Genomic DNA, 21697 nt, shown 5'->3' with positions numbered 1-21697 from the left:
GTCGACCGACCGCTACCGCGCCCGGTAGACCGAGATGTGTGACGGACTCTCCGCCGTGAACGGCTGCCGGTGCCAGTCGGCGTACCGCTCGGTGAGCGCAAGGCCCGCCTGCCGGGCCATCTCGTCGATCTGGTGCGGCCAGGCGTATCGCATCGCGAACGGCTTCAGGTGCACACCGTTGCCGTCGAAGGTGATGGTCTGCCGGATGAACCGCTGCGCTGGCCGGTCGTACCGGTGCACCCGGATCGTCACGGAGTCCTCGGTCACCTCGCGGACCTGTAACTGCTCGTCCGCGTCGAAACCGCTCGGGTCGGGGACGAACGTCTCGATGACGAACGCCCCGCCCGGCGACAGCACCCGGGCGACGTTGCGGAACAGGTCCGCCTGCCGCTCGGCGTCCACCAGGTTGAACAGCGTGTTGAAGACCAGGTACGCCAGGCGGAACGGGCCCTCTACGCCCACGTCCGCCATGTCACCGACGACCGTCGGGATCTGGTCGCCACCGGGCTTGGCCCGCATCAGCGCCAGCATCTCGTCGGACGCCTCGATGCCGTGCACGGTGAGGCCGCGCTCGGCCAGTGGCAGTGCGACCCGGCCGGTGCCGATCGCCAGTTCCAGGACCGGACCGCCGTCGGCCAGATCGGCCAGGAAGTCCACGGCGGGCGCCGGGTCGGGGTTGCCGGGGCTGTCGTATCCGGCAGCCCACAGCCGGCCGAAGAGGCCCGGATCGTCGAAGACCGACATCAGCGGCCTCCGGGGTTGTGCTCAGTGACGGGTGTCCTCTGCGGAGCAGTTCTGCTCACGAAGCCTCGTTTCCTCAAGTCGGATGACGTTCGGTCGGGGGGACTTCGTCGTGTTGGGCATGGCACTGCTCCCTTCGGGCGGCTGTGCACCGAGGACACCAGAGACGCCGGGAGCCCGGCAAGGCATTTACGCCCGCCGGGCTCCCGGTCGAAGGATCGTCAGGAGATGTGGTGCAGGATCACGTTGTGCACGTGGTGGCTCTTCTGCGCGCCGCGGAACTCCACCTCGTAGGTGTGCGTGCCGACGTGGATCGCGATCGCGCCGGTGGAGAAGAACGACCCACCCCAGGACTTGTTGCTGACCACGCTCACGCTGGTGATCTTCGAGTACGGGATGCTGGTGATCGCATACCGCTTACCGACGAAGGAGCGGTCCTGGATGATCACGCGCCGGTCGGTCAGCCCGATGAACCCGGTGCCGGTGCCGACGGCGTCGTAGACGGCGATGATCTGCTCGCCGTCGAGCAGCCCACTTTCGATCTGCTGGACCTGCTCCTTGCGGTCGTACGCGATGTTCGCCATGCGATCCAGGTTAGGAAACCGGCGCCACCGCGCCGGCTCGTCAGGACTCGGTGACCGCCCGGTAGGCGTCCTCGATACGGGCGGCCAGCAGGACCTCACCCTCGGTCAGGGGGTCACCGTTGCCGTGCCCGACCCGGATCAGGGTGCTGTCGGACCGGCGGCTTATCTCGGGACGTAGATGCAGGGCGTCCGCCACAACCTTGACCCGTTCAGTCAGGGCCGCGTGTTGGGTATCGTCGATCACCAGCGTGCGCCGGATCTGCTCACCGTCCCGCGTCCAACCAGATAGCAAGGTCAACGCGTCGGAAAGGTAGTCGTGTTTGGCTCGGCTGCTGAACAGCACGCGCATTACCGCACCCCCCAAGCGCCGTTGCCGGCTTGTGGCCAAATCGTCGCCATCCCGTGTCTTGTCGGTGCCTTCTAGTCTGTCGTCGCTCGGTAGGGGTGTCCACGCCCACACTTCCGTGTTCTATTGGCCTAGCGGACGGTGTCGGTACCCAAACCGCCGATTGATCTGGCACCCTGGACGCCCGTGCAGACCGAACGGGCTAATGGTGGCGGGCAGGCCCAGCGACGGGACCTGAAGGTGATCGTGGGAGCGGCGATCATCCGGGACGGACGGGTGCTCGCCTGTGCGCGCTCCGCCCCGCCGGAGGTGGCCGGCATGTGGGAGTTCCCTGGTGGGAAGGTTGAGCCCGGTGAGGCCGAGACCGACGCGCTGATCCGGGAGTGCGCCGAGGAGTTGGCCGTACGCGTCGAGGTCGGCGCCCGGGTCGGCCGCAACGTCCGGATGGCCCACGGCCGGTCGGTGCTCAAGGTGTACGCCGCCCGCCTGCTCCACGGTGACGAACCGCAGGCACTGGAGCACCAGGCGCTGCGCTGGTTGACCATCGACGAACTGGACTCGGTCACCTGGCTCCCCGCCGACGCCCCCATCGTGGCCGCCCTACACCCCCACCTGAAAACCCCCTAACCCCCCGCCCCACCCCGTTGATCATGAGGTTATTGCCCTTCCCGCCGGCGTGTCGGGGCAATAACTTCATGATCAACCGGGGCAAGGGCGGGGGCGGGGTTGGTTGGCAGGGTGGGGGAATGGGGCGGGGGCTGTCGGCGATGCCGACAGCCCCCGTATCCGGTGGTCCTGCTAGTGCTTGTCGTCCTGGTCCGGGTGCGCGAAGTTGAGGTGCTCCGGAGGCAGCGGGAAGGTCACGTCGTCGCCGAAGGGCGACGGCGCGGCGGGCCGGTCGAAGGTGAGCTCGGTCAGCGGCAGCCGGCCCCGGTCGTCGACCGCCGGAGCGGTCGGGTGGGGCACCTCCCGGTCCCAGTTGACGCCGGCCTGCGCCTGCGCCTCGGCCCGCTGGTCGTGCGAGCCACCCGCGTGCGAGTGCAACCCGCCCCGGGTCGCACCCGACGACGTCGCCGAGCCCTGACGGGCGGTGGTCACGCTGGTCTGGGGCGTCTCGCCCCGACGGAAGATCTTGCTACCAAGCCACACAAGGGGATCGTACCTGCGGTCGACGACGCGTTCCTTCATGGGGATGATCCCGTTGTCGGTGATCTTGATGTGCTCGGGGCAGACCTCGGTGCAGCACTTGGTGATGTTGCAGAAACCGAGGCCCTGTTCGGCTTGTGCGTACTCCTTGCGGTCGGTCCGGGCGTCCAGCGGGTGCATGTCCAGCTCGGCCGCCCGGATGAAGTACCGCGGACCGGAGAACGCCTGCTTGTTCTCCTCGTGGTCACGGATCACGTGGCAGACCGTCTGGCACAGGAAGCACTCGATGCACTTGCGGAACTCCTGCGAGCGCTCGACGTCGACCTGCTGCATCCGGTAGTCGCCCGGGGCGACGTCCGCCGGCGGGGCGAACGCCGGGGTCTCCCGCGCCTTCTCGTAGTTGAACGAGACGTCGGTGACCAGATCCCGGATGACCGGGAAGGTCCGCAGCGGGGTGACCGTGACCGTCTCGTCGTCGCCGAAGGTCGACATCCGGGTCATGCAGCCCAGTCGCGGCTTGCCGTTGATCTCCATGGAGCAGGAGCCGCACTTGCCGGCCTTGCAGTTCCACCGGCAGGCCAGGTCGGGCGCGTCGGTGGCCTGCAGGCGGTGGATGACGTCGAGGACGACCTCGCCCTCGTTCACCTCGACCATGTAGTCCTGCAGGTCGCCGCCGGTCTCGTCGCCCCGCCAGATCCGGAACTGACGCTTCGCGCTCATCGGTTGTCCGCCTCTCCAGCGTCGGCGACGAGAGCGTCGAAGTCGGTGAGCTCCTCGTCGGTGAGGTACTTGGCCAGCTCGGCCCGGTCGAAGAGGCCGATCAGCTCCGGCCGCATCGTCGGCAGCGGCTTACGGGTCAGCTGCACGGTGTCGCCGTCCAGGGAGCAGACGAGGTTCACCTGCCGCCACTTCGGCTCCATCGCCGGATAGTCCTCGCGGGTGTGCCCGCCGCGCGACTCCTGCCGCTCCAGCGCCGCCTTCGCGGTGCACTCCGAGACCACCAGCATGTTGCGCAGGTCCAGGGCCAGGTGCCACCCCGGGTTGTAGCGCCGGCCGCCGGCCGCGCTCACCTTGGCGACCCGCTCGCGCAGCTCGGCCAGTCGCACCAGCGCGTCGGCCAGCTCGCCCTCGCGCCGGATGATGCCGACCAGATCCCCCATGACCGCCTGGAGGTCCTGCTGAAGGGTGTACGGGCTCTCGCCGGTGTCCCGCTGCAACGGGGCGAGGGCGGTCTCCACGGCCGCCTCGACGGCGTCCACGGCCACCTTCGGCCGGGCGGACAGCCCGTCGGCGTAGCTGGCCGCGTGCCCGCCCGCCCGCTTGCCGAACACCAGCAGGTCGGACAGGGAGTTGCCGCCGAGGCGGTTGGAGCCGTGCATGCCGCCGGAGACCTCACCGGCGGCGAACAGACCGCGTACGTGGCCGAAGGCGGCACCCGAATCCGGGTCCACCTCGACGCCGCCCATCACGTAGTGGCAGGTCGGCCCGACCTCCATCGGTTCGGCCGTGATGTCGACGTCGGCCAGCTCCTTGAACTGGTGGTACATCGAGGGCAGCCGTCGGCGGATCTCGTCGGCGGAGCGCCGGCTCGCGATGTCCAGGAAGACCCCGCCGGCGGGGGAGCCCCGACCGGCCTTGACCTCGCTGTTGATCGCGCGGGCCACCTCGTCGCGGGGCAGCAGCTCCGGTGGACGCCGGTTGTTGTCCGGGTCGGTGTACCAGCGGTCCGCCTCCTCCTCGGTCTCCGCGTACTGCTTGCGGAAGACGTCGGGGACGTAGTCGAACATGAACCGCTTGCCCTCGGAGTTCTTGAGGACACCACCGTCGCCACGGACCGACTCGGTGACCAGGATGCCCTTCACCGAGGGCGGCCAGACCATGCCGGTCGGGTGGAACTGGAGGAACTCCATGTTGATCAGCGTCGCCCCGGCGCGCAACGCCAGCGCGTGGCCGTCCCCGGTGTACTCCCAGGAGTTCGAGGTGACCTTGTAGGAGCGTCCGACACCGCCGGTGGCCAGCACCACCGCCGGCGCCTCGAAGAGGATGAACTCGCCGGACTCGCGGTAGTAGCCGAACGCGCCCGCTACCCGGTCGCCGTCGAGCACCAACTCGGTGATGGTCGTCTCGGAGAAGACCCTGATCCGGGCGTCGTACGAGCCGAACTCGCGCTTGTCCTCCTGTTGCAGCGAGACGATCTTCTGCTGGAGGGTGCGGATCAGCTCCAGGCCGGTCCGGTCGCCCACGTGCGCCAGTCGGGGGTACTCGTGCCCACCGAAGTTGCGCTGGGAGATCTTGCCGTCCTTCGTACGGTCGAAGAGCGCGCCGTACGTCTCCAGCTCCCAGATCCGCTGCGGCGACTCCTTCGCGTGCAGCTCGGCCATCCGGAAGTTGTTGAGGAACTTGCCGCCGCGCATGGTGTCGCGGAAGTGCACCTGCCAGTTGTCACGGCTGTTCACGTTGCCCATCGCGGCGGCGGCGCCGCCCTCGGCCATCACCGTGTGCGCCTTGCCGAACAGCGACTTCGAGATGATCGCCGTCTTCTTGCCGGCGAGGCGGGCCTCGATGGCCGCGCGCAGACCGGCGCCGCCGGCCCCGATGACGACGACGTCGTAGTGGTGTCGTTCGATACGAGTGGTAGTGGTCATGTCAGGGGCCCTTTAGTTGATGAACCGCAGGTCGTTGAACCAGCCGGCCGACAGCGCCAGCACGTAGAAGTCGGTCAGCGCGAGGGTGCCGAGGGTGATCCAGGCGAGCTGCATGTGCCGGACGTTCAACGCCGAGACGACGGTCCACGCGCGGTAGCGCACCGGGTGCTTGGAGAAGTGCTTGAGCCGGCCGCCGATGATGTGCCGGCAGGAGTGGCAGGAGATCGTGTACGCCCAGAGCATCACCACGTTGAGCAGCAGGACGAGGTTGCCCAGCCCGAAGCCGAAGCCCTTGGGTGAGTGGAACGCGAGGATGGCGTCCCACGTGTTGATCAGCGAGATGATCGCGGCGGCGTAGAAGAAGTAACGGTGCAGGTTCTGGCCGAGCAGCGGGAAACGGGTCTCCCCGCCGTACTCCTTGTGACCGTCCGGGACGGCGCAGGCCGGCGGCGACAGCCAGAAGGACCGGTAGTACGCCTTGCGGTAGTAGTAGCAGGTGAGCCGGAACAGCAGCAGGAACGGCAGGGTCAGCGCGGCGTCCGGGATGATCCACCAGCCGGGCAGGAACCGGCCGAAGTGTGAGGCCTGCTCGACACACCGGTCGGTCACACACGGGGAGTAGAACGGGGTCAGGTAGTGGTAGGCGTCGACCCAGTAGTGGTCGTGCATGAACACCCGGACCGTCGCGTACGCCACCCAGGCGCCGAGCCCGATCACCGTGATCAGCGGGGCGAACCACCATCGGTCGGTACGCAACGTCTTCGCCGTGATGGCGGCGCGCGCCCGCGCCCCCCGCGGCCTCGTTGCCGTTGAAGTCATTCGAGTCGTCTCCTCGACGGGCCCGTACGGGCGGGCTGCTGTCTCCGGTCGGCACGCGGACCGGCGAACCCGCACCCGCTGCCACGTCATGCGCACACCAACGACCACGCCGGATCGACCGACGCAGCTAAGTGACACACGTTACGCCGATCTTTGCGGGCCGTCCGCGCAAGGGAGTGTCCCGTGTGTCTGGCCTGGTAAAACGCCGAGGTGTGCCGGCCGTCGCGGTCCTCAGCCCGACGCGCCTCCGGTGAAGTGCCAGGACGCCAGCCGCACCGAGGGCGCCGCCCACCAGGCACCGTCCACCCGGTCCGGTTGGCGCACCGTCGCCGAACCCAGCCCGAGCACCGCGCCCGGCCCGAGCGCCCGGGGGTACGACTCGGTGAACCGCAGGTCGCGGACCGCCCGGACGACCGCGCCGTCCTCGATCAGCCACACCCCGTTGCGGGTCAACCCGGTGACGACCAGGCTCTTCGGGTCGAGCACGCGGGTGTACCAGAGGTCGCTGACCAGCAGCCCTCGCCGTACTCCGGCGACCAGCGCCGCCGTGTCCGCGTCGACCACCGCCCCGGCCGCCGTGCCCGTGGTGTTCCGGCCCACCGCGCTGGCCGGGCCGGCCGCCGCGGGCGAGAGTCGGAGGTTGCGGGCCATCGGGCCCCAGGTCGCGCCGCCAGCGATCGCGTGTCCGGTGGACTCCGCGCCCGCGTCGGCGGCGGTCCGCCGGTCGTGTGCGACGGCCCGCGTGGTGCCCGCCTCGACCAGGGTCACCGCCCGCCGGCCGGTGCCCTCGGCATCGAACGGCAGGCCGGACGCGCCGAGCGGATCGTCCACCAGGGTCACCAGCGGGTCGAACTGGGCCGCCCCCGGCTCGGCGAAGGACTGCCGCTCGGCGTACCGCTTGCCGTTGAAGCCGTACCAGGACAGGTTCTGCAACAGGTCCGCCACGGCGGCCGGTTCGAACACCACCTCGTAGCGCCCCGGCGGCAACTCGACCGGATCCGCTGCCGCCTGTGCCTTCGCGGCCGCCTGCGCGCCCAACTCGGCCCCGTCGAGGTCAGACAGTCGGTCCGCGCTGTGCCGCGCGACGCCGTCCGCGCCGTCGCGGCGGGCGATGCCGTCCATCGCCGCCTCCGCCGACCGGCCGTCCGCGCTGTGCCCCGCCGAGTTCGCGAACGCCGACGAGCGGTGCGCGGTACGGCAGTACCCCGCCGTGGTGAGCGGCCCGGCGGCGGCCACGAACGCGGCCACCCGGTCGGCCCGCTGGTCCGGCTCGGCGTGGGCGGTCGCCTCGTCGACGGGCGGCGCGGCCGGCGCGGGCGTGGGCGGCACCAGGCCGGGCCATCCCGGGTCGAGCGGACCCAGGCGGGTCGCGGCCAGGGTCCGCTCGACAAGCGCGTGCAGCCCGTCAGGGGTGACGATGCTCCCGCTGCCGGCGACGGTGCGTCCGTCGAGGTGCACCCGCAGCCGGACGCCGACCGTCGACTCGGAGACGTTCTGGTGGATGGCCGAGTTGGCGAAGCGGGTGAGCGCCAGATCCGCCCGCGTCGCCACCACCTCGGCCTGCACGGCCGGGCCACCGAGCCGCCGGACCAACTCGATGACCTGCCCCGCCAGTTCCAACTCGTTCATGCTGGGCCGCCTTTCGTTCGCGACTGCGGGGCTCGCAGGACCGGCTCACTCCTCGCGCTCACGCGGACACCCCCACCCGGACGTTGCGGAAGCGGGCCGGCGCGGCCGGGTGGCCGGTGTGCCCGATCTGGCCCGGCTGGCCCTTGCCGCAGTTGGGGGTCCCCCAGGGCACCGTCTCGCCGGAGAGCATGTCCATCGAACGCCAGAACAGCGGGCCGATCCCGGTGTACGTCGGATTGCGCAGCATCCGCCCCCGCCGACCGTTCTTGATCTCCCACCCGATCTCGCAACCGAACTGGAAGTTGAGCCGCTTGTCGTCGATCGACCACGAGCGGTTGAGGTCCATCAGCACGCCGTCGTCGGTGGCCGCGATGATCTCCTCCAGGGTGTGCGGACCGGGTTCCAGGCCCACGTTGGTCATTCGCACCATCGGCAGCCGGGCCCACCCGTCGGCGCGTACGCTGCCGCCGTAGCCGAGACCGGCCACAGCCGCGGAGTCGCGACCCGCGAGCACCCCCACCCACCGGCCGTCGCGTACCGCGTCCCGCTTGACGGCGGGGGAGCCCTCGTCGTCGAAACCGAAGCTGCCCAGCGCGCCGGGGATCGTCGGGTCGATGGTGATGTTCATCAGCTCGGAGCCGTAGCGCAGCGAGCCGAGCTGGGCCAGGTCCAGCCAGGACGTGCCGGCGAAAGCGGCCTCCCAGCCGAGGATCCGGTCCAGTTCGATGGCGTGGCCCACCGACTCGTGGATCTGCAGGGCCAGTTGCTCGCTGCCGAGGATCAGATCCGTCTCGCCGGCCGGGCAGGGTGGCGCGGTGAGCAGCGCCCGTGACTCCTCGGCGATCTGCGCGGCGTGCGCGGCCAGGTCGAGCGATTCGACCAGCTCCCAGCCGGTGGTGCCGTACTGCCCCCGGTAACTGGGCCAGGACCGCCGCTGCGTCTCGCCGTCGCCGATCGAGGTGGCCGAGATACCGCCACCGCACTCGCGGATGCGCTGGTCGATGCGGTGACCCTCGCTGGAGACGAACCACTTGGCGGTGTCCCAGATCTGGTAGAGCCCCTCGGCCAGGTCCGCGCCGTGCTCGGCCATGGTGCGGGTCGCGCCGACGAGCAGGTCGCCCTTGTCGGACAGCGGAACCGCGAGCGGGTCGATCCGGCAGTCCGAGGACCAGCTCGCCGTCACGGCCTCGACCGCGACCAGGTCGACCGCGGGGCCGGGCACCCGGGCACTGGCCATCGCGGTCCGGGTCGCGCGCCGGCCGGCGTCGCGGGCGGCGGCGTCCGACAGATCGGGTACGGCGTGAAAGCCCCAGCTGGCGCCGACCAGCGCCCGGACGCCGAGCCCGATGCTCTCGTCCTGGGTCAGCTCCTCCACGTCGCCGTTGCGTGCGGTCATCGACTCGTAGCGGCGGTGCATCACCCGCGCGTCGGCGTACCGGGCGCCCGCGTCGAGAGCGGCCTGGACGGCGGCGGTGGCCGCGTCGAACTCGGTCATGCGACGACCCTAGGGCAGCGGACCGACGCCCGTCAGGGAAGAAGTTCTTCCGGCCGGATGGTGGCCTTGACCGGCTCGGTCAGTTCCAGAACCTCGCCGCGCTTCGCGGCCCCTACTTCGACGTAGTGGCCGCCTTGGCGACGGTAGAGGCGCAGCGCGCCGGTTTCCTGTTCCACCAACAGATACCACCCGATCCCGGCGGCGGCGTAGTAGTGCATCTTCAACACCTTGTCGGTGGATGCATTGCTCGGTGAGATGATCTCGCATACCAGCCGCACGTCACCCGCTTCGACGTTGAGTTCGTCGAAGTCGATCGGACCGGTGATCACGAGGTCGGGGATCGGGATCCGACCGGGCCGGAGTCGGACGTTGACCGCCTCCAGCAATTCGAGGCCGGCGGGCCCGGTGGCTGCTTCGAGGATGTTGCCGAGCCTGCGGGAGATGCGCTGGTGTCGGGGGGTGGGGGCTGGGGTCACGTGGAGGCTCCCGTCGAAAAGTTCGACGCGTTGCTGCGTCTCGCCGAGGGCGAGGTAATCCTCTTCGGTCCACGGGCCTTCGTGGTTGAACACCGCCGCGGTCATCGTCACCTCCACCTCGTGCCGGGTGCATCCTCTGCTGGTCGCTCGCCCCATGGTCGCACCTGACGTGCGTCCGAGGCCATGAACGCCGTAGGTGACGGGCGTGCGGGGCTGATGCGGAGTCGTTACGCTCGGGCCCGCTGACACGTGCCGAACTTGTAGCTTATTTTCACCCTCTGGACATTGTTGTAAGTTCTCTTCGTCACTGAGGGAGGTGCCGTGGACAGCTCGGATCCCTACCTGCGGGTGAGTGACCTGCGGGTCCGCTTCGATACCTCGGACGGCGTCGTGCGCGCGGTCGACGGGGTGTCTTTCGCCGTCGAGCGGGGCCGCACGCTCGGCATCGTCGGTGAGTCCGGCTCCGGAAAGAGCGTCACGTCGCTGGCCATCCTCGGTCTGCACGACCCCAAGCGGGCCACGATCACCGGAGAGATCTCCGTCGGCGGCCGGCAGCTCGTCGGTCTGCCCGAGGAGGAGGTACGCCGACTGCGCGGCCAGGAGATGGCGATGATCTTCCAGGATCCGCTGTCCGCGCTGCACCCGTACTACACCGTCGGCCGGCAGATCGCCGAGGCGTACCGGGTGCACCACCCGAAGGTCGGTCGGCGGGCGGCCCGCCAGCGGGCGGTGGACATGCTGGACCGGGTCGGCATCCCGCAGCCCGCCCGCCGCTTCGATGCGTACCCGCACGAGTTCTCCGGCGGCATGCGCCAGCGGGCGATGATCGCCATGGCGCTGGTCAACGACCCGGCGTTGCTGATCGCCGACGAGCCGACCACCGCGCTGGACGTCACGGTGCAGGCGCAGATCCTCGACCTGCTCGCCGACCTCCAGGCCGAGTTCCACTCCGCGATCATCCTGATCACCCACGACCTCGGTGTGGTCGGCCAGGTCGCCGACGAGGTGCTGGTCATGTACGGCGGGCGGGCCGTGGAGCGCGGCAGCGTGGAGCAGGTGCTCCGCTCGCCGCAGCATCCGTACACCTGGGGGTTGCTCTCCAGCGTGCCGTCGCTGCACGGCGACGCGGACGCGGACCTGGTGCCGATCCCCGGCAATCCGCCGAGCCTCATCAACCTGCCGTCCGGGTGCGCCTTCCACCCGCGCTGCCGGTACGACGACCGGGTCGGCGACCGGTCCCGTGTCGAGGTGCCCGAGTTGCGGCCGGCGGGCGGCGACGGCCACCTGGTCGCCTGCCACCTGAGCGCCGAGGAGCGTGCGGCGATCTACGCCGAGAACGTGGCATCCGTGGGGGTGGCCCGATGAGCGACGAACCACTGCTGCGGGTCCGTGGGCTGACCAAGCACTTTCCGGTACGGCAGGGACTGCGCGCCACCGGCACCGTGCGGGCGGTCGACGGGCTCGACTTCGACGTGCGCCCTGGCGAGACGCTCGGCCTGGTGGGGGAGTCGGGCTGCGGCAAGACGACCACCGGCCGGATGCTGGTGCGGCTGCTGGAGCCGACGAGTGGCAGCATCGAGTTCGCCGGGCGGGACATCACCCACGCCGGCCGGCGCGAGCTGCGCCCGCTGCGGCAGGAACTCCAGATCATCTTCCAGGACCCGTACGCGTCGTTGAACCCCCGGCACACGGTGGGCCGGATCGTGGCGATGCCGTTGCAGGTCAACGGCATCAAGCCGCCCGGCGGAATCAAGGCGCGGGTGCAGGAGCTGCTGGAGCTGGTCGGGCTGAACCCGGAGCACTACAACCGGTACCCGCACGAGTTCTCCGGCGGGCAGCGCCAGCGCATCGGGATCGCCCGCGCGTTGGCGCTGCGGCCGAAGCTGATCGTCGCGGACGAGCCGGTGAGCGCGCTGGACGTCTCGATCCAGGCGCAGGTCGTCAACCTGCTGCGCGACCTGCAACGAGAACTCGGGCTGGCGTTCGTGTTCATCGCGCACGACCTGGCCGTGGTCCGGCACTTCTGTCAGCGGGTCGCGGTCATGTACCTGGGCCGGATCGTGGAGATCGGCGACCGGGACGACATCTACGAGCGCCCGCAGCATCCGTACACCCGGGCGCTGCTCTCGGCGATCCCGGACGTCACGCAGCTCGGCCCGGCGGGCCGGATCCGGCTGACCGGTGACGTGCCCACACCGCTCGACCCGCCGTCGGGCTGTCGGTTCCGTACCCGCTGCTGGAAGGCGCAGGACGTCTGCGCCACCGAGCAGCCCGCGCTGACGCCGCGCGACGGAGGCCGGCAGGCCACCGCGTGCCACTTCCCCGAAGGGGAAGCAAGCAGCACCGGCCCCGAAGGGGAAGCAGGCGGCACCGGCCCCGAGGTAGCGGCCCCGATCGTCGAGGAGGTGTCGTCGTGAGCCTGTCCCCGGTGGAGGGTGTGGCGCTGGCCGAGATCGAGGCCGGCTCGGAGGCGAGCGGGCCGGCGACGAAGGGTGTCGTCGGGCGCTCACCCGGCCAGCTCGCCTGGATGCGGCTGCGCCGCGACCGTACGGCTGTGGTCAGCGGCGTACTCCTGGTGTTCTTCATGCTGTTGGGGTTGTCCGCCCCGCTGATCGAGATGGTCTACGGCGTCGGGCCGCGCGAGCAGTTTCAGAGCCTGCTGGACGGCTTCGGCATGCCGCTCGGTTACGTCGGCGGGGTCACCGGGGAGCACTGGTTCGGCCTGGAACCGGGGCTGGGCCGGGACATCTTCATCCGGTTGATCTACGGGCTGCGCACGTCACTGTTCATCGCGTTCGCCGCGGCCCTGATCACGGCCGCGATCGGCATCGCGCTCGGCGCGCTGGCCGGCTACCTCGGCGGCTGGCTGGACGCGGTGATCAACTGGATCACCGACCTGACGCTGGCCATGCCGTTCCTGATCATCGCGTTGGCGCTCACCCCCACGATCACGCTGCGCTTCTACGGCGAGCGGGGGCAGGTGTCGTCCGCGTTCGGGGTGGGGGTGCTGATCGCCGTCTTCGCGATCTTCGGCTGGACCGGCACGGCCCGCCTGGTGCGCGGGCAGGTGATCGCGCTGCGCGAGCGGGAGTTCGTAGAGGCCGCCAAGGCCAGTGGCGCCGGGTTGGGGCACATCATCTTCCGACAGCTTCTGCCGAACATCTGGGCGCCGATCCTGGTGTCGTTCTCCCTGGCGGTGCCGCAGTTCATCACCAGCGAGGCGGCGTTGTCGTTCATCGGCGTCGGTCTCAGCGACGAGACGCCGAGCTTCGGCCGGATGATCTACCGGAGTCTGGACTTCCTCCAGACCGACCCGGCGTACGTGTTCTTCCCGGGCATCACGATCTTCGCGCTGGTGTTCGCCTTCAACCTCTTCGGCGACGCGTTGCGGGACGCGCTCGACCCGAAGTCGTCCCGGTAGGGGGTTCGCCATGACGCGATTCCTGCTCAAGCGCGTGTTCTCCGCCGTGCTCACCCTGTTCGCGGTGAGCGTGCTGACGTTCCTGATGTTCTTCGCCCTGCCACGTGATCCCGTGAGCAGCATCTGTTCCAAGAACTGCAACCCGGAGCGGCTGGAGCGGGTCCGCGACGACCTGGGCCTCAACGACCCGCTGATCAGCCAGTACGCGGGCTACATGAAGGGCATCGTCACCGGTCGGGACCTGGGCAGCGCCCAGGGTGGCCGGTGCGACGCGCCCTGCCTGGGCTGGTCGTACGTCACCAACGAGGCCGTCTCGGACACCATCGCCCGGGTGCTGCCGGTGACGCTGAGCATCGTCATCCCGGCGGCGATCCTCTGGCTGCTGCTCGGGGTGGGGCTGGGCATGGTCTCGGCGCTGCGTCGGGGTACCTGGCTGGACCGGGCGGCCATCGGCTTCTCGCTCACCGGCGCGTCGTTGCAGCTCTACTTCGTCGGCGCGGTGCTGCTGCTGGTGTTCGTCTACAACCTGCGGTGGCTGCCGGTGCCCAGCTACACGTCCCTGTTCGACAATCCGGTGAAGTGGGCCAGTGGGCTGGTGCTCGCCTGGGTGTCGTTGGCGTTCCTGTTCTCGGCGATCTACGCCCGGCTGTCGCGGGCGCAGATGCTGGAGACGCTGTCCGAGGACTTCGTCCGGACCGCGCGGGCCAAGGGTCTGGCCAAACCCACGGTGTACGGGCGACACGCGCTGCGCGCGGCGATCACCCCGGTGGTGACCATCGCGGGGCTGGACGTGGGCGGGGCGCTGGGCGGCACGGTGATCACCGAGACGACGTTCGGCATCCAGGGGTTGGGGCGTACGGCGGTGGACGCCGTGCGCTCGGGTGACCTGCCCACCATCATGGCCACCGTGCTGATCGCCGCCGTCTTCGTGGTGCTGGCGAACGTGCTGGTGGACCTGCTGTACGCGGCCATCGACCCACGGGTGCGGCTGCGCTGAGCCGTGCGCCGTGCCGCGCGTGGCTGCTGGCGGAATTTATCGACAACTGTTACACAACTTGTAGGTTTTCTTCCTTACGATCCTCGGGACGTCGGCGGTTCCCGCCCCGACGGAACCGCACGACACATGGGTGAAGGAGGTACTTCATGCGACCACGCGTGGCGGTTGCCGCAGGCGGCGCGATCGCTCTGGTTGTGACGTTGGGTGCGTGCTCGAAGAACACGGGCGAGGGCACCACGGTGGACAACAACCGGCAGCAGACCGGGGTCATCGCGACCGACCCCAAGGACTCGCAGGGGCCGGCGGCCGAGGTGAGCGGCGCCGCGAAGGGCGGCACCTTCACCATCATCCGGGAGTCGCCGATCTCCCACCTCGACCCGCAGCGGACGTACTCGTTCGCCGGCCTCATGACCAACCCGCTCTTCGCCCGCTACCTGACCACCTGGAAGGACGACGGCAAGGGCGGCCTGGTCCTCGTCGGTGACCTCGCCGAGACGCCGGGCAAGAACGTCAACAACGACTGCAAGGTCTGGGAATTCACCATCAAGGACGGGGTGAAGTTCGAGGACGGCCGGCCGATCACGTCCAAGGAGATCGCGTACGGCATCGCCCGCTCCTTCGACCCCGACCTCTCCGGCGGCCCGACCTATATCCAGGAGTGGCTGGCCGACACCCCGCAGTTCGACACCAAGTGGGACTTCAAGAAGAACAAGACGTCCCTGCCGCCCGGCCTCACCACGCCGGACGCGAAGACGCTGCGGTTCGAGTTCGCCAAGCCGCGCTGTGACCTGCCGTTCGCCGTGTCGCTGCCGACCACCGCGCCGCTGCCCCCGGACAAGGACACCGGCATCGACCTGGACAAGCAGCCGTTCTCGTCCGGCCCCTACAAGGTCGCCAAGAACCAGGTCGGCGTCCAGATCACGCTCGACCGCAACACCAACTGGGACCCGAACACCGACCCGGTCCGGCACCAGTACCCGGACCAGTTCGTCTGGAGCTTCGGCCCGACCGCGGACGCCGCCAACAACCGGGTCATCGCCGACAACGGCGCCGACCAGAGCGCGCTCGCCTTCAACGCCGTACCCGCCTCGCTGGTCGCCAAGGTGGCCGGGGACGCCACGCTGAAGTCGCGCAGCATCCTCTCGCCGACGCCGAGCGCCAACCAGCTCGTCATCAACAACCAGCGGGTCAAGGACCTCAAGATCCGGCAGGCGCTCAACTACGCCATCGACCGGGAGGGCATGGTCAAGGCGCTCGGCGGCCAGAACGTCGCCGCCCCGCTGACCACGCTGATGCCGCCGGCCACGATCGGCTACAAGGCGTACGAGGCGTACCCGGCGGGCCCCAACGGCGACGTCGCCAAGGCCAAGGAGCTGCTCGGCGGGCAGACTCCCGAGCTGGTCCTCGGTGTCGCCGACAACTCGACCGAGCAGCAGCAGGGCGCCCAGCTCAAGGCCAACCTGGAGCGCGCCGGCTTCAAGATCACGTTGCGGAACATCTCCGACGACGCGAAGCTCGACGAGATCAAGAAGAAGGACAACCCGTGGGACCTGTACATCGGTAACTGGGCGGCGGACTGGCCGAGCGGCGCGGCGATCCTGCCGGTGCTGTACGACGGCCGCAGCATCAAGGCCGAGGGCAACAGCAACCAGTCCTACTTCAACGACCCGACGATCAACGCCGAGATGGACCGGATCCTGGCGCTCGCCCCGTCCGAGCAGGGCCCGGAGTGGGCCAAGCTGGACGAGCGGATCATGAAGGAGCACGCGCCCGTGGTGCCGATGTACGTCGACGTGGCGTACCACGTGCACGGCTCCAAGGCCGGCGGCGTCTTCGTCTCCAGCGTGTTCGGCTACCCGGCGTTCGTCAACGCGTACGTCAAGCCGTAGCTCGTCGCAGGAGGGCCCCCTACCGACAATGCCGTCGGAAGGGGGCCTCTCCGTTTCCGCTGATCGGGTCACCGTCCGGTCGCAATCTGCGGACCTGTTCCCGCAATGACGGCTGGCGGCGCGGCTGTGCCGCGTAGGAATGGCAATTCCCACTCGCGCACCGCCGTCGGCGGGTCGACGGACGTCCTGGTGCGGGCATGACGGCAACCGCCGGCGTCGTGGGTCGGCGTGGTCGCGGGTTGGTCGGTGCGGCAGCAGGGCAGTTGCGGCTGGGCCGCCAGGATGGTCCTCTCCGCGCGATGATGGCTACGTGAAGCCCATCTACCCGAATGACGGCAACGCCGATCCGGAGGCTGTGCCCAGCCTGTACCCCGATCCTGAAGATGCCGCCGACGCCGCGTCACTCACGGTTGACGTCGACGGAGAGTTGTTCGCTCTCCGCCCGAACGAGTGCAACGGCACCCACTACACGTGGCTCAGCGGGCCGAGGCCCGGCTACGGATTCGGCGTGGGTTCGGCTCCGGACCTGTCGCTGGAGGAGCACCGGAAGAACATCCGGGATTTCCTGGCCATGGTCGATCCCACCACCGGGCGCATCGAGGACGACTGACGTGAGGCTGTGGCTGCAGATCCGAGATTGCGAGTTGCGGTGAGTGAGGTACGGCCGGGGCCGCGCCGGGTGGAGCTGCTCGGCCGTCTCGCCGAGGCGGTCGGGTCCGTTGATGTCGCACACCCGGTACGGGTTGCCGTCGACGGTCCACCAGCCACCGGCAAGACCACCCTCGCCGACGAACTCGCCGCCGTCCTGCGGAGTCAGGGCCGCCAGGTCATCCGCGCGACGGTCGACGACTTCCTCTTTCCGCGGGCGCGACGCTATCCGCGCGGCGAGTACTCGGCCGAAGGCTGCTACTTCGACACCCACGACTGGGCGGCGCTGAACCGGGTTCTGCTCGATCCCCTCGGACCGGGCGGCGATCGGGGCTTCCAACCCGCGGTGTACGACCGCGCAACGGATACCGTGCTGTCCCCGCCGAGCAGGACGGCCCCCGCCGACGCCGTGCTGGTGTTCGACGGCGTCTTCCTCATGCGCCCGGAGCTGATCGATCGGTGGGAGCTGCGCATTCTCGTCTCCACGGCGATCGAGACGACGGTGGACCGTGCCGTGATCCGTGAGCGGCGGGTGTCATCCCGGGCGGAGGTCGAACGGCGCTGGCGGGAGCGTTACATCCCCGCCCAACAGCTCTACTTCGACACCGTGCGCCCGACCGATCACGTCGACTTTCTCGTGCACAATGACGAGCCGCAGAAGCCGGTCTGGGAGACCCGGGCACGCTGACCGGTTGGGAGCCGTGCTGACGCGACCGACACTGTTCCTGACGGTGGGGCTCCCGCGTACCGGATCGAGCGTGCTGGGCATCCGTACACCGGGAATCCGGTTCGACGCGGTGCCGGGGCCTGCGGTTGGTTCAGTGAAAGGGCGTTGCCGGCCGGCTCAGTCGCTCGCCGTCGACGAAGAGATCGACCTTTTCGTTGTAGAAGGCGATCAGGCCGGCGATCGGCAGGAGTGCGGCGGTCGGGAAGTCGTACGACCAGGCCAGGTCCGGGTGGGTCTGGTCATCGAGACGGACCGACCAGTAGTCGCTGGTCTGGCCCTTGTACGGGCAGGCGGTCCTCGTCGCCGAGGCCACGAGGTGTGTGAAGTTCACGTCGGTCCGGTTGAGGTAATAGCGGGGCGGTAGACCGGTTTCGAAGACCATCACGGGCGATGTCGACTCGGCCAGGACGACCCCTTCCAGTTCCACCCTGACGCTGCGGGTGGAACGCACCGCGTCCACCCGCGAGAACGGGTTCCGGGGGTGCACGAAGACCTCTTCGTCCTCCTCGAACCAGGCATCCATGGCTGCCCAGTCGAACCGGATCGTGTTCGCCAACCCGGCCAGCGCGTCATCTCCGTACAACCGCCCGCACGAAGGACGGATCGTCTCGCCAACCTGCAGCCCGAGCAGCCGCGCGGTCCCGCGCCGGGACGCCTCGGTGTGCTGGCCCTCGATCAACAGGTTGCGATCCACGTCGTCGACGGGGATGTAGTACTGCGGGAAGAACGGCCATTCCCACACGTACAACGCCCGCGTGGTTTCGAGTACCTGCTCGCCGCCGAGGAAGGCCCGGATCCGGCGAGGCACCGGCTCAATGTGGTCGACCGGGACGATCATCTTCGGATAATCCGACACGTTGTCCTCCCGTGATGTGACGGCCGGCTCGGCAGGCGCCGGTTCAACGGTCAGGGTGGCCCCCGCGTCGTCACATGCGTTTGTTGCAGAGACCGTAACCGATCTCGCCATTCGTGACGAGCCCTTCGCGGCAGAGGTTGTGGGGAGGGGCCCTTTGCCGTCTCGGCCCCTTGATCGACTCGATTTCCAGAAAATCGGGGTGTTCCGGCCGCCCCGACAGCCCACTTTCCTGGAACCCGAGGTGAGCCGGCGCGAGTCCTGTCGTAGCCGGGATCTAGGTTTGGCGGCGTGAGCATGAACGGCAACTGGTTGCGCGTCTCGCCAGACGAATTGGAGCGGGCCAAGGGGGACCTCGGCTGGGCCTACGAGCACGCCATGAGCGCGCGGGACGACAACTCCGGACGCTGGGCCGGCACCGACAAGGCGTGGCACGGGCTCGACTTCCTCCTCGACCGGCTCGGCTTCGAGGTTCCGCTGGTCCTCGGCGCGGAGAGCTTTGTGGAGCTGCCGGACGTCGAACCCGACAGCGACGAGATGTTCGACTTCCTGGAAAACCTCGAAGACGACTGGGGCTACGGGCCGCCCTCCTACCTCACCCCGTCGCAGGTGACGGTCGCGGCCTCGCACCTGGCCGCGCTCACGCAGGAGAACCTGATCGGGGGTGTCGACCCCCAGGAGTTGAAGTTGGCCGAGGTCTACCCACACACCTGGGAAGAGCCCGGCGAACTGGCGTGGGTGGCCCACTATCTGCCCGGCGTCCAGACCTTCTTCGCCGCGGCCGCCAGTGACGGCGACGCGGTGATCTGCTGGCTTGACTGAATTGTGCTCGGCTCTCCGGCGGACTTGTGCGAACCTGGCCTGAGGTCGACAGTCGGCGATGGCCCGGCCGGGGGACTCGGGTATGAGCGAGCAGGTGGAGCTTGAACAGCAGCACGCCGACGTCATCGTGCACAACGACGATGCCCGCTGCCAACCTGGCAGATCCGGGCATGCTGACCGGATGGCATCCGTGCTGACGCGACCGACACTGTTCCTGACGGTGGGGCTCCCGTGTACCGGAAAGACCACTGCCGCGCGCCGGATCGAGGTCGAGCAGAAGGCGCTTCGGCTGACCAAGGACGAGTGGGTGAAGGCCCTCTACGGGGTCGAGAATCCGCCTGCGGCCTCGGACGTGATCGAGGGACGACTCATCGAGATCGGGCTGCGCGCCCTCGAACTCGGCACCAATGTGGTGATCGACTTCGGCCTCTGGAGTCGGGACGAGCGTTCCGCCCTGCGGCAGGCCGCGGCCGACCTCGGCGCGCGGGTGGAGCTGCGCTACTTCGAACTCACCCCGGCCGAGCAGCGTGTGCGGCTGGATCAGCGCCAGGCGGACGCGCCCCACACGACATGGCCGATGTCCGACGAGGAACTCGCCGACTGGGCCGCCCGCATGGACATCCCGACGCCAGGCGAACTCGACGGCTCCGAACCTGTCGACGACCCACCGGCCGGTTTCGCGACCTGGAACGACTGGCGCGCCGACCGCTGGCCGCCGAGTCGGCGCGATCTCCCCTGATCGCCCCAGCAACGACGCCGACGGTGGTGCCAGCCGAGCCCCTGAGGCAGCAACAACCCTGATGTTGCTGTGTGCCGAGCCTCTGAAGCAGCAACAGCGGTGATGTTGCTGTGTGCCGAGCCTCTGAAGCAGCAACAACCCTGATGTTGCTGCCTGCGGAGACCCTGAGGCAGCAACATCGGGGATGTTGTGAGGATCTTGGCGCGGCGCGGCGCGGGGCGGGGCGGCGCGGGGCGGGGTGGGGCGCGGGGCGCGGGGCATCGCTGAGCCGCGACAGGCGGCACGATATGGCCGTGTCGAACACCGTGGACAGCTCTGCCAAGGCACGTATCGTCGCCGGCCTGTTGCGCGACGGGAACCGGGTGCTGCTGTGTCACCGCTCTCCGCGGCGTCGGTGGTACCCCGACGTCTGGGACATGCCCGGCGGGCATGTCGAGCCCGGGGAACTACCGGGCGAGGCGCTCGCCCGGGAGCTTCGGGAGGAGGTGGGCATCGACATCACGGCACCCTCGGCGTCTCCGATGCACGAGGTGCACACCGACACGTTCGACATGCAGATCTGGCTGGTCGAGGCGTGGCAGGGGTCCCCGGTCAACGCCGCGCCCGACGAACACGACGCCATCGGCTGGTTCACCGAAGACGAGCTCGGCGGACTGTGCCTGGCCCACGACAGCTACCTCGCCCTGTTCAGCAGAGCGCTCGCCAAGCCTCGCGCCTGACCACAAGAGGGCAGCCCTATTCGGGTGACGTGTTGTACCGGTCGAGCGTCGCCTTCGAGGTGGAGGCATCGCGAAAGGTCAGTTCCCATGGGCCGGTGTTGACGTCCATGTCCTTGCCGAATCCGACCCATTTTCCGGCCATCCGCCTGCCCGTCGGTTCCACCAGAAGCTGGATGGCGCCGTGGTAACGGGCTCCGCGGTAGTAGCCGGCGGGATCGGTCTGTTCCACGGTCACCGCGTTAGGCACTACAGTGCTCGGCTGTGCGCTCGACCGACATCCTCGAACAGTTCGACGCCGCAGCCGAAGAGTTCCGGTTTCCGGACCTCGACAATGGCTACTCCTACGCCGTCGACGCTCGGCTGCACGGATATCGGGACGCGGGGCGATGGGCTCTCATCGTCGAGACGATCGGCTACTCGCCACGGGCCGGCAACCTCACCGACGTACTCTTCGTGTTCGGCAACTGCCTGACCAGCGGCGAACCTGGCACCGACAACGGCGACTTTCTCGATCGGGTCGACAACTGGGACGAGATAGAGGATTCGGAGGAGCCGGAGACCTACCGGGGAGGGCCCTTGGTGCTCCGCGGTCAGGACATCGCCGTTGCCGCCGAATCAGGTGAGGATCTCATCGACGTACTGCGTCGGCTTGTTCCGCGTCACCGCGAGCTTCTCCTGGCGGACGAACGGGAACTGCGACGCCGAGTCCCCGTCGACCTGCCCGAGGTTCTGCGGCTGGACGAATGGCACCACCCTGACCTGGCCGGTGGCTCACGTCCGAGCCAGTCCGAGACGTTCCGCCAGATCGCCGATGTCCTGGCGACCGGCGATCGCACGCTCTACGCGCCGAGAGCGCACCCGAACACACACTGGTCCCACTGGCCGGAGTCGGGGAGCCTGTAGCCGCCGATACCGCCGACAGTCAGGCGCTGTAGCTACCGCTATCCGGCCGCTCGGCCGTTGCCCCCGCCAGATCGATCTGCTTGGCTGCCTCCGCGTTG

Annotated in this window: 22 protein-coding genes and 1 pseudogene; 12 read left to right on the top strand and 11 right to left on the bottom strand. The window is 69.1% G+C overall.

Features of this window, described 5'->3' with window-relative positions; genetic code table 11:
- Positions 1-12: 12 nt before the first annotated feature.
- From AB0B55_RS30365 to AB0B55_RS30355, 3 genes are all read right to left on the bottom strand, one after another.
- On the bottom strand, positions 13-744 hold the full coding sequence (locus tag AB0B55_RS30365) for a class I SAM-dependent methyltransferase (RefSeq protein ID WP_357126126.1): 732 nt from the start codon (positions 742-744) through the stop codon (positions 13-15).
- Between the two features lie 218 nt (positions 745-962).
- Positions 963-1325, bottom strand: coding sequence for a PH domain-containing protein (locus AB0B55_RS30360; protein ID WP_355050625.1), 363 nt, complete (start codon positions 1323-1325; stop codon positions 963-965).
- Positions 1326-1365: 40 nt separating this feature from the next.
- The gene (locus AB0B55_RS30355; protein WP_357126121.1) at positions 1366-1674 is read right to left on the bottom strand and encodes a 4a-hydroxytetrahydrobiopterin dehydratase; all 309 of its coding nucleotides are present in this window, start codon (positions 1672-1674) and stop codon (positions 1366-1368) included.
- Between the two features lie 183 nt (positions 1675-1857).
- On the opposite strand from AB0B55_RS30355, the gene AB0B55_RS30350 reads away from it, so the two are divergent.
- Positions 1858-2298 (top strand): (deoxy)nucleoside triphosphate pyrophosphohydrolase, encoded by a 441-nt coding sequence (locus AB0B55_RS30350; protein WP_357126118.1) that lies wholly within the window; start codon positions 1858-1860, stop codon positions 2296-2298.
- A 171-nt stretch (positions 2299-2469) separates the two neighbouring features.
- On the opposite strand, the gene AB0B55_RS30345 is transcribed toward AB0B55_RS30350, so the two are convergent.
- The 6 genes from AB0B55_RS30345 to AB0B55_RS30320 form a co-directional block, all read right to left on the bottom strand.
- Positions 2470-3537, bottom strand: a complete 1068-nt coding sequence (locus AB0B55_RS30345; RefSeq protein ID WP_357126115.1) for a succinate dehydrogenase/fumarate reductase iron-sulfur subunit — start codon at positions 3535-3537, stop codon at positions 2470-2472.
- The gene (locus AB0B55_RS30340) at positions 3534-5462 is read right to left on the bottom strand and encodes a fumarate reductase/succinate dehydrogenase flavoprotein subunit (protein ID WP_357126112.1); all 1929 of its coding nucleotides are present in this window, start codon (positions 5460-5462) and stop codon (positions 3534-3536) included. The genes AB0B55_RS30345 and AB0B55_RS30340 overlap by 4 nt, the downstream gene beginning before the upstream one ends.
- A 12-nt stretch (positions 5463-5474) precedes the next feature.
- Entirely contained in the window at positions 5475-6281 is an 807-nt protein-coding gene (locus AB0B55_RS30335; protein WP_357126109.1) for a hypothetical protein, read from the bottom strand.
- A 231-nt stretch (positions 6282-6512) separates the two neighbouring features.
- Positions 6513-7910, bottom strand: a complete 1398-nt coding sequence (locus AB0B55_RS30330; RefSeq protein ID WP_357175423.1) for a metallopeptidase TldD-related protein — start codon at positions 7908-7910, stop codon at positions 6513-6515.
- 58 nt (positions 7911-7968) lie between these two features.
- Complete coding sequence (locus AB0B55_RS30325) at positions 7969-9405, bottom strand: TldD/PmbA family protein (RefSeq protein WP_357126103.1); 1437 nt, start codon at positions 9403-9405, stop codon at positions 7969-7971.
- 32 nt (positions 9406-9437) lie between these two features.
- A complete protein-coding gene (locus tag AB0B55_RS30320; protein WP_357126100.1) occupies positions 9438-9986 on the bottom strand; it encodes a Uma2 family endonuclease in 549 nt (182 codons plus the stop codon).
- 216 nt (positions 9987-10202) lie between these two features.
- Here AB0B55_RS30320 and AB0B55_RS30315 point away from each other — a divergent pair, with 216 nt between their 5' ends.
- The 7 genes from AB0B55_RS30315 (at position 10203) to AB0B55_RS30285 (ending at position 17524) form a co-directional block, all read left to right on the top strand.
- Positions 10203-11246: an ABC transporter ATP-binding protein gene (locus tag AB0B55_RS30315; protein WP_357126097.1), complete on the top strand. Its 1044-nt coding sequence runs from the start codon at positions 10203-10205 to the stop codon at positions 11244-11246.
- On the top strand, positions 11243-12298 hold the full coding sequence (locus AB0B55_RS30310) for a dipeptide ABC transporter ATP-binding protein (RefSeq protein ID WP_357175420.1): 1056 nt from the start codon (positions 11243-11245) through the stop codon (positions 12296-12298). Before AB0B55_RS30315 ends, AB0B55_RS30310 begins: the two co-directional genes overlap by 4 nt.
- Complete coding sequence (locus AB0B55_RS30305; RefSeq protein ID WP_357126090.1) at positions 12295-13302, top strand: ABC transporter permease; 1008 nt, start codon at positions 12295-12297, stop codon at positions 13300-13302. Before AB0B55_RS30310 ends, AB0B55_RS30305 begins: the two co-directional genes overlap by 4 nt.
- A 10-nt stretch (positions 13303-13312) precedes the next feature.
- Complete coding sequence (locus AB0B55_RS30300; protein WP_357126087.1) at positions 13313-14299, top strand: ABC transporter permease; 987 nt, start codon at positions 13313-13315, stop codon at positions 14297-14299.
- A 146-nt stretch (positions 14300-14445) separates the two neighbouring features.
- Complete coding sequence (locus AB0B55_RS30295) at positions 14446-16188, top strand: ABC transporter substrate-binding protein (protein WP_357126084.1); 1743 nt, start codon at positions 14446-14448, stop codon at positions 16186-16188.
- A gap of 310 nt (positions 16189-16498) precedes the next feature.
- Entirely contained in the window at positions 16499-16798 is a 300-nt protein-coding gene (locus AB0B55_RS30290; RefSeq protein ID WP_357175417.1) for a hypothetical protein, read from the top strand.
- A gap of 39 nt (positions 16799-16837) precedes the next feature.
- On the top strand, positions 16838-17524 hold the full coding sequence (locus AB0B55_RS30285) for a uridylate kinase (protein WP_357175414.1): 687 nt from the start codon (positions 16838-16840) through the stop codon (positions 17522-17524).
- 130 nt (positions 17525-17654) lie between these two features.
- Here the strand turns inward: AB0B55_RS30285 and AB0B55_RS30280 are convergent, their stop codons facing one another.
- Complete coding sequence (locus tag AB0B55_RS30280) at positions 17655-18419, bottom strand: DUF427 domain-containing protein (protein ID WP_357126075.1); 765 nt, start codon at positions 18417-18419, stop codon at positions 17655-17657.
- 294 nt (positions 18420-18713) lie between these two features.
- On the opposite strand from AB0B55_RS30280, the gene AB0B55_RS30275 reads away from it, so the two are divergent.
- From AB0B55_RS30275 to AB0B55_RS30265, 3 genes are all read left to right on the top strand, one after another.
- Positions 18714-19238, top strand: coding sequence for a YfbM family protein (locus AB0B55_RS30275; RefSeq protein WP_357126565.1), 525 nt, complete (start codon positions 18714-18716; stop codon positions 19236-19238).
- 82 nt (positions 19239-19320) lie between these two features.
- Entirely contained in the window at positions 19321-19977 is a 657-nt protein-coding gene (locus AB0B55_RS30270; RefSeq protein WP_357175411.1) for an ATP-binding protein, read from the top strand.
- Positions 19978-20270: 293 nt separating this feature from the next.
- Positions 20271-20696, top strand: a complete 426-nt coding sequence (locus AB0B55_RS30265) for an NUDIX hydrolase (RefSeq protein ID WP_357126069.1) — start codon at positions 20271-20273, stop codon at positions 20694-20696.
- Positions 20697-20712: 16 nt separating this feature from the next.
- Here the strand turns inward: AB0B55_RS30265 and AB0B55_RS30260 are convergent.
- Positions 20713-20904 (bottom strand): annotated as a pseudogene (locus AB0B55_RS30260) (hypothetical protein); the annotation flags it as partial.
- 53 nt (positions 20905-20957) lie between these two features.
- Between AB0B55_RS30260 and AB0B55_RS30255 the strand changes: the two are divergent.
- Positions 20958-21599 carry a hypothetical protein gene (locus AB0B55_RS30255; protein WP_357175408.1) on the top strand — a complete coding sequence of 214 codons (642 nt, stop codon included), beginning with the start codon at positions 20958-20960 and terminating at the stop codon, positions 21597-21599.
- The last annotated feature ends 98 nt before the right edge of the window (positions 21600-21697 follow it).

This window comes from Micromonospora sp. NPDC049107, assembly GCF_040648595.1.
Lineage (GTDB): Bacteria > Actinomycetota > Actinomycetes > Mycobacteriales > Micromonosporaceae > Micromonospora.
This window is presented reverse-complemented; position numbering and strand designations above follow the sequence as displayed.

Coding starts and splice junctions, on each gene's coding strand:
- AB0B55_RS30355 (WP_357126121.1), bottom strand. CDS start 1,674: ATGCGCGTGCTGTTCAGCAGCCGAGCCAAACACGACTACCTTTCCGAC.
- AB0B55_RS30340 (WP_357126112.1), bottom strand. CDS start 5,462: ATGACCACTACCACTCGTATCGAACGACACCACTACGACGTCGTCGTC.
- AB0B55_RS30345 (WP_357126115.1), bottom strand. CDS start 3,537: ATGAGCGCGAAGCGTCAGTTCCGGATCTGGCGGGGCGACGAGACCGGC.
- AB0B55_RS30295 (WP_357126084.1), top strand. CDS start 14,446: ATGCGACCACGCGTGGCGGTTGCCGCAGGCGGCGCGATCGCTCTGGTT.
- AB0B55_RS30275 (WP_357126565.1), top strand. CDS start 18,714: ATGAACGGCAACTGGTTGCGCGTCTCGCCAGACGAATTGGAGCGGGCC.
- AB0B55_RS30320 (WP_357126100.1), bottom strand. CDS start 9,986: ATGACCGCGGCGGTGTTCAACCACGAAGGCCCGTGGACCGAAGAGGAT.
- AB0B55_RS30360 (WP_355050625.1), bottom strand. CDS start 1,325: ATGGCGAACATCGCGTACGACCGCAAGGAGCAGGTCCAGCAGATCGAA.
- AB0B55_RS30325 (WP_357126103.1), bottom strand. CDS start 9,405: ATGACCGAGTTCGACGCGGCCACCGCCGCCGTCCAGGCCGCTCTCGAC.
- AB0B55_RS30330 (WP_357175423.1), bottom strand. CDS start 7,910: ATGAACGAGTTGGAACTGGCGGGGCAGGTCATCGAGTTGGTCCGGCGG.
- AB0B55_RS30300 (WP_357126087.1), top strand. CDS start 13,313: ATGACGCGATTCCTGCTCAAGCGCGTGTTCTCCGCCGTGCTCACCCTG.
- AB0B55_RS30270 (WP_357175411.1), top strand. CDS start 19,321: ATGAGCGAGCAGGTGGAGCTTGAACAGCAGCACGCCGACGTCATCGTG.
- AB0B55_RS30335 (WP_357126109.1), bottom strand. CDS start 6,281: ATGACTTCAACGGCAACGAGGCCGCGGGGGGCGCGGGCGCGCGCCGCC.
- AB0B55_RS30310 (WP_357175420.1), top strand. CDS start 11,243: ATGAGCGACGAACCACTGCTGCGGGTCCGTGGGCTGACCAAGCACTTT.
- AB0B55_RS30365 (WP_357126126.1), bottom strand. CDS start 744: ATGTCGGTCTTCGACGATCCGGGCCTCTTCGGCCGGCTGTGGGCTGCC.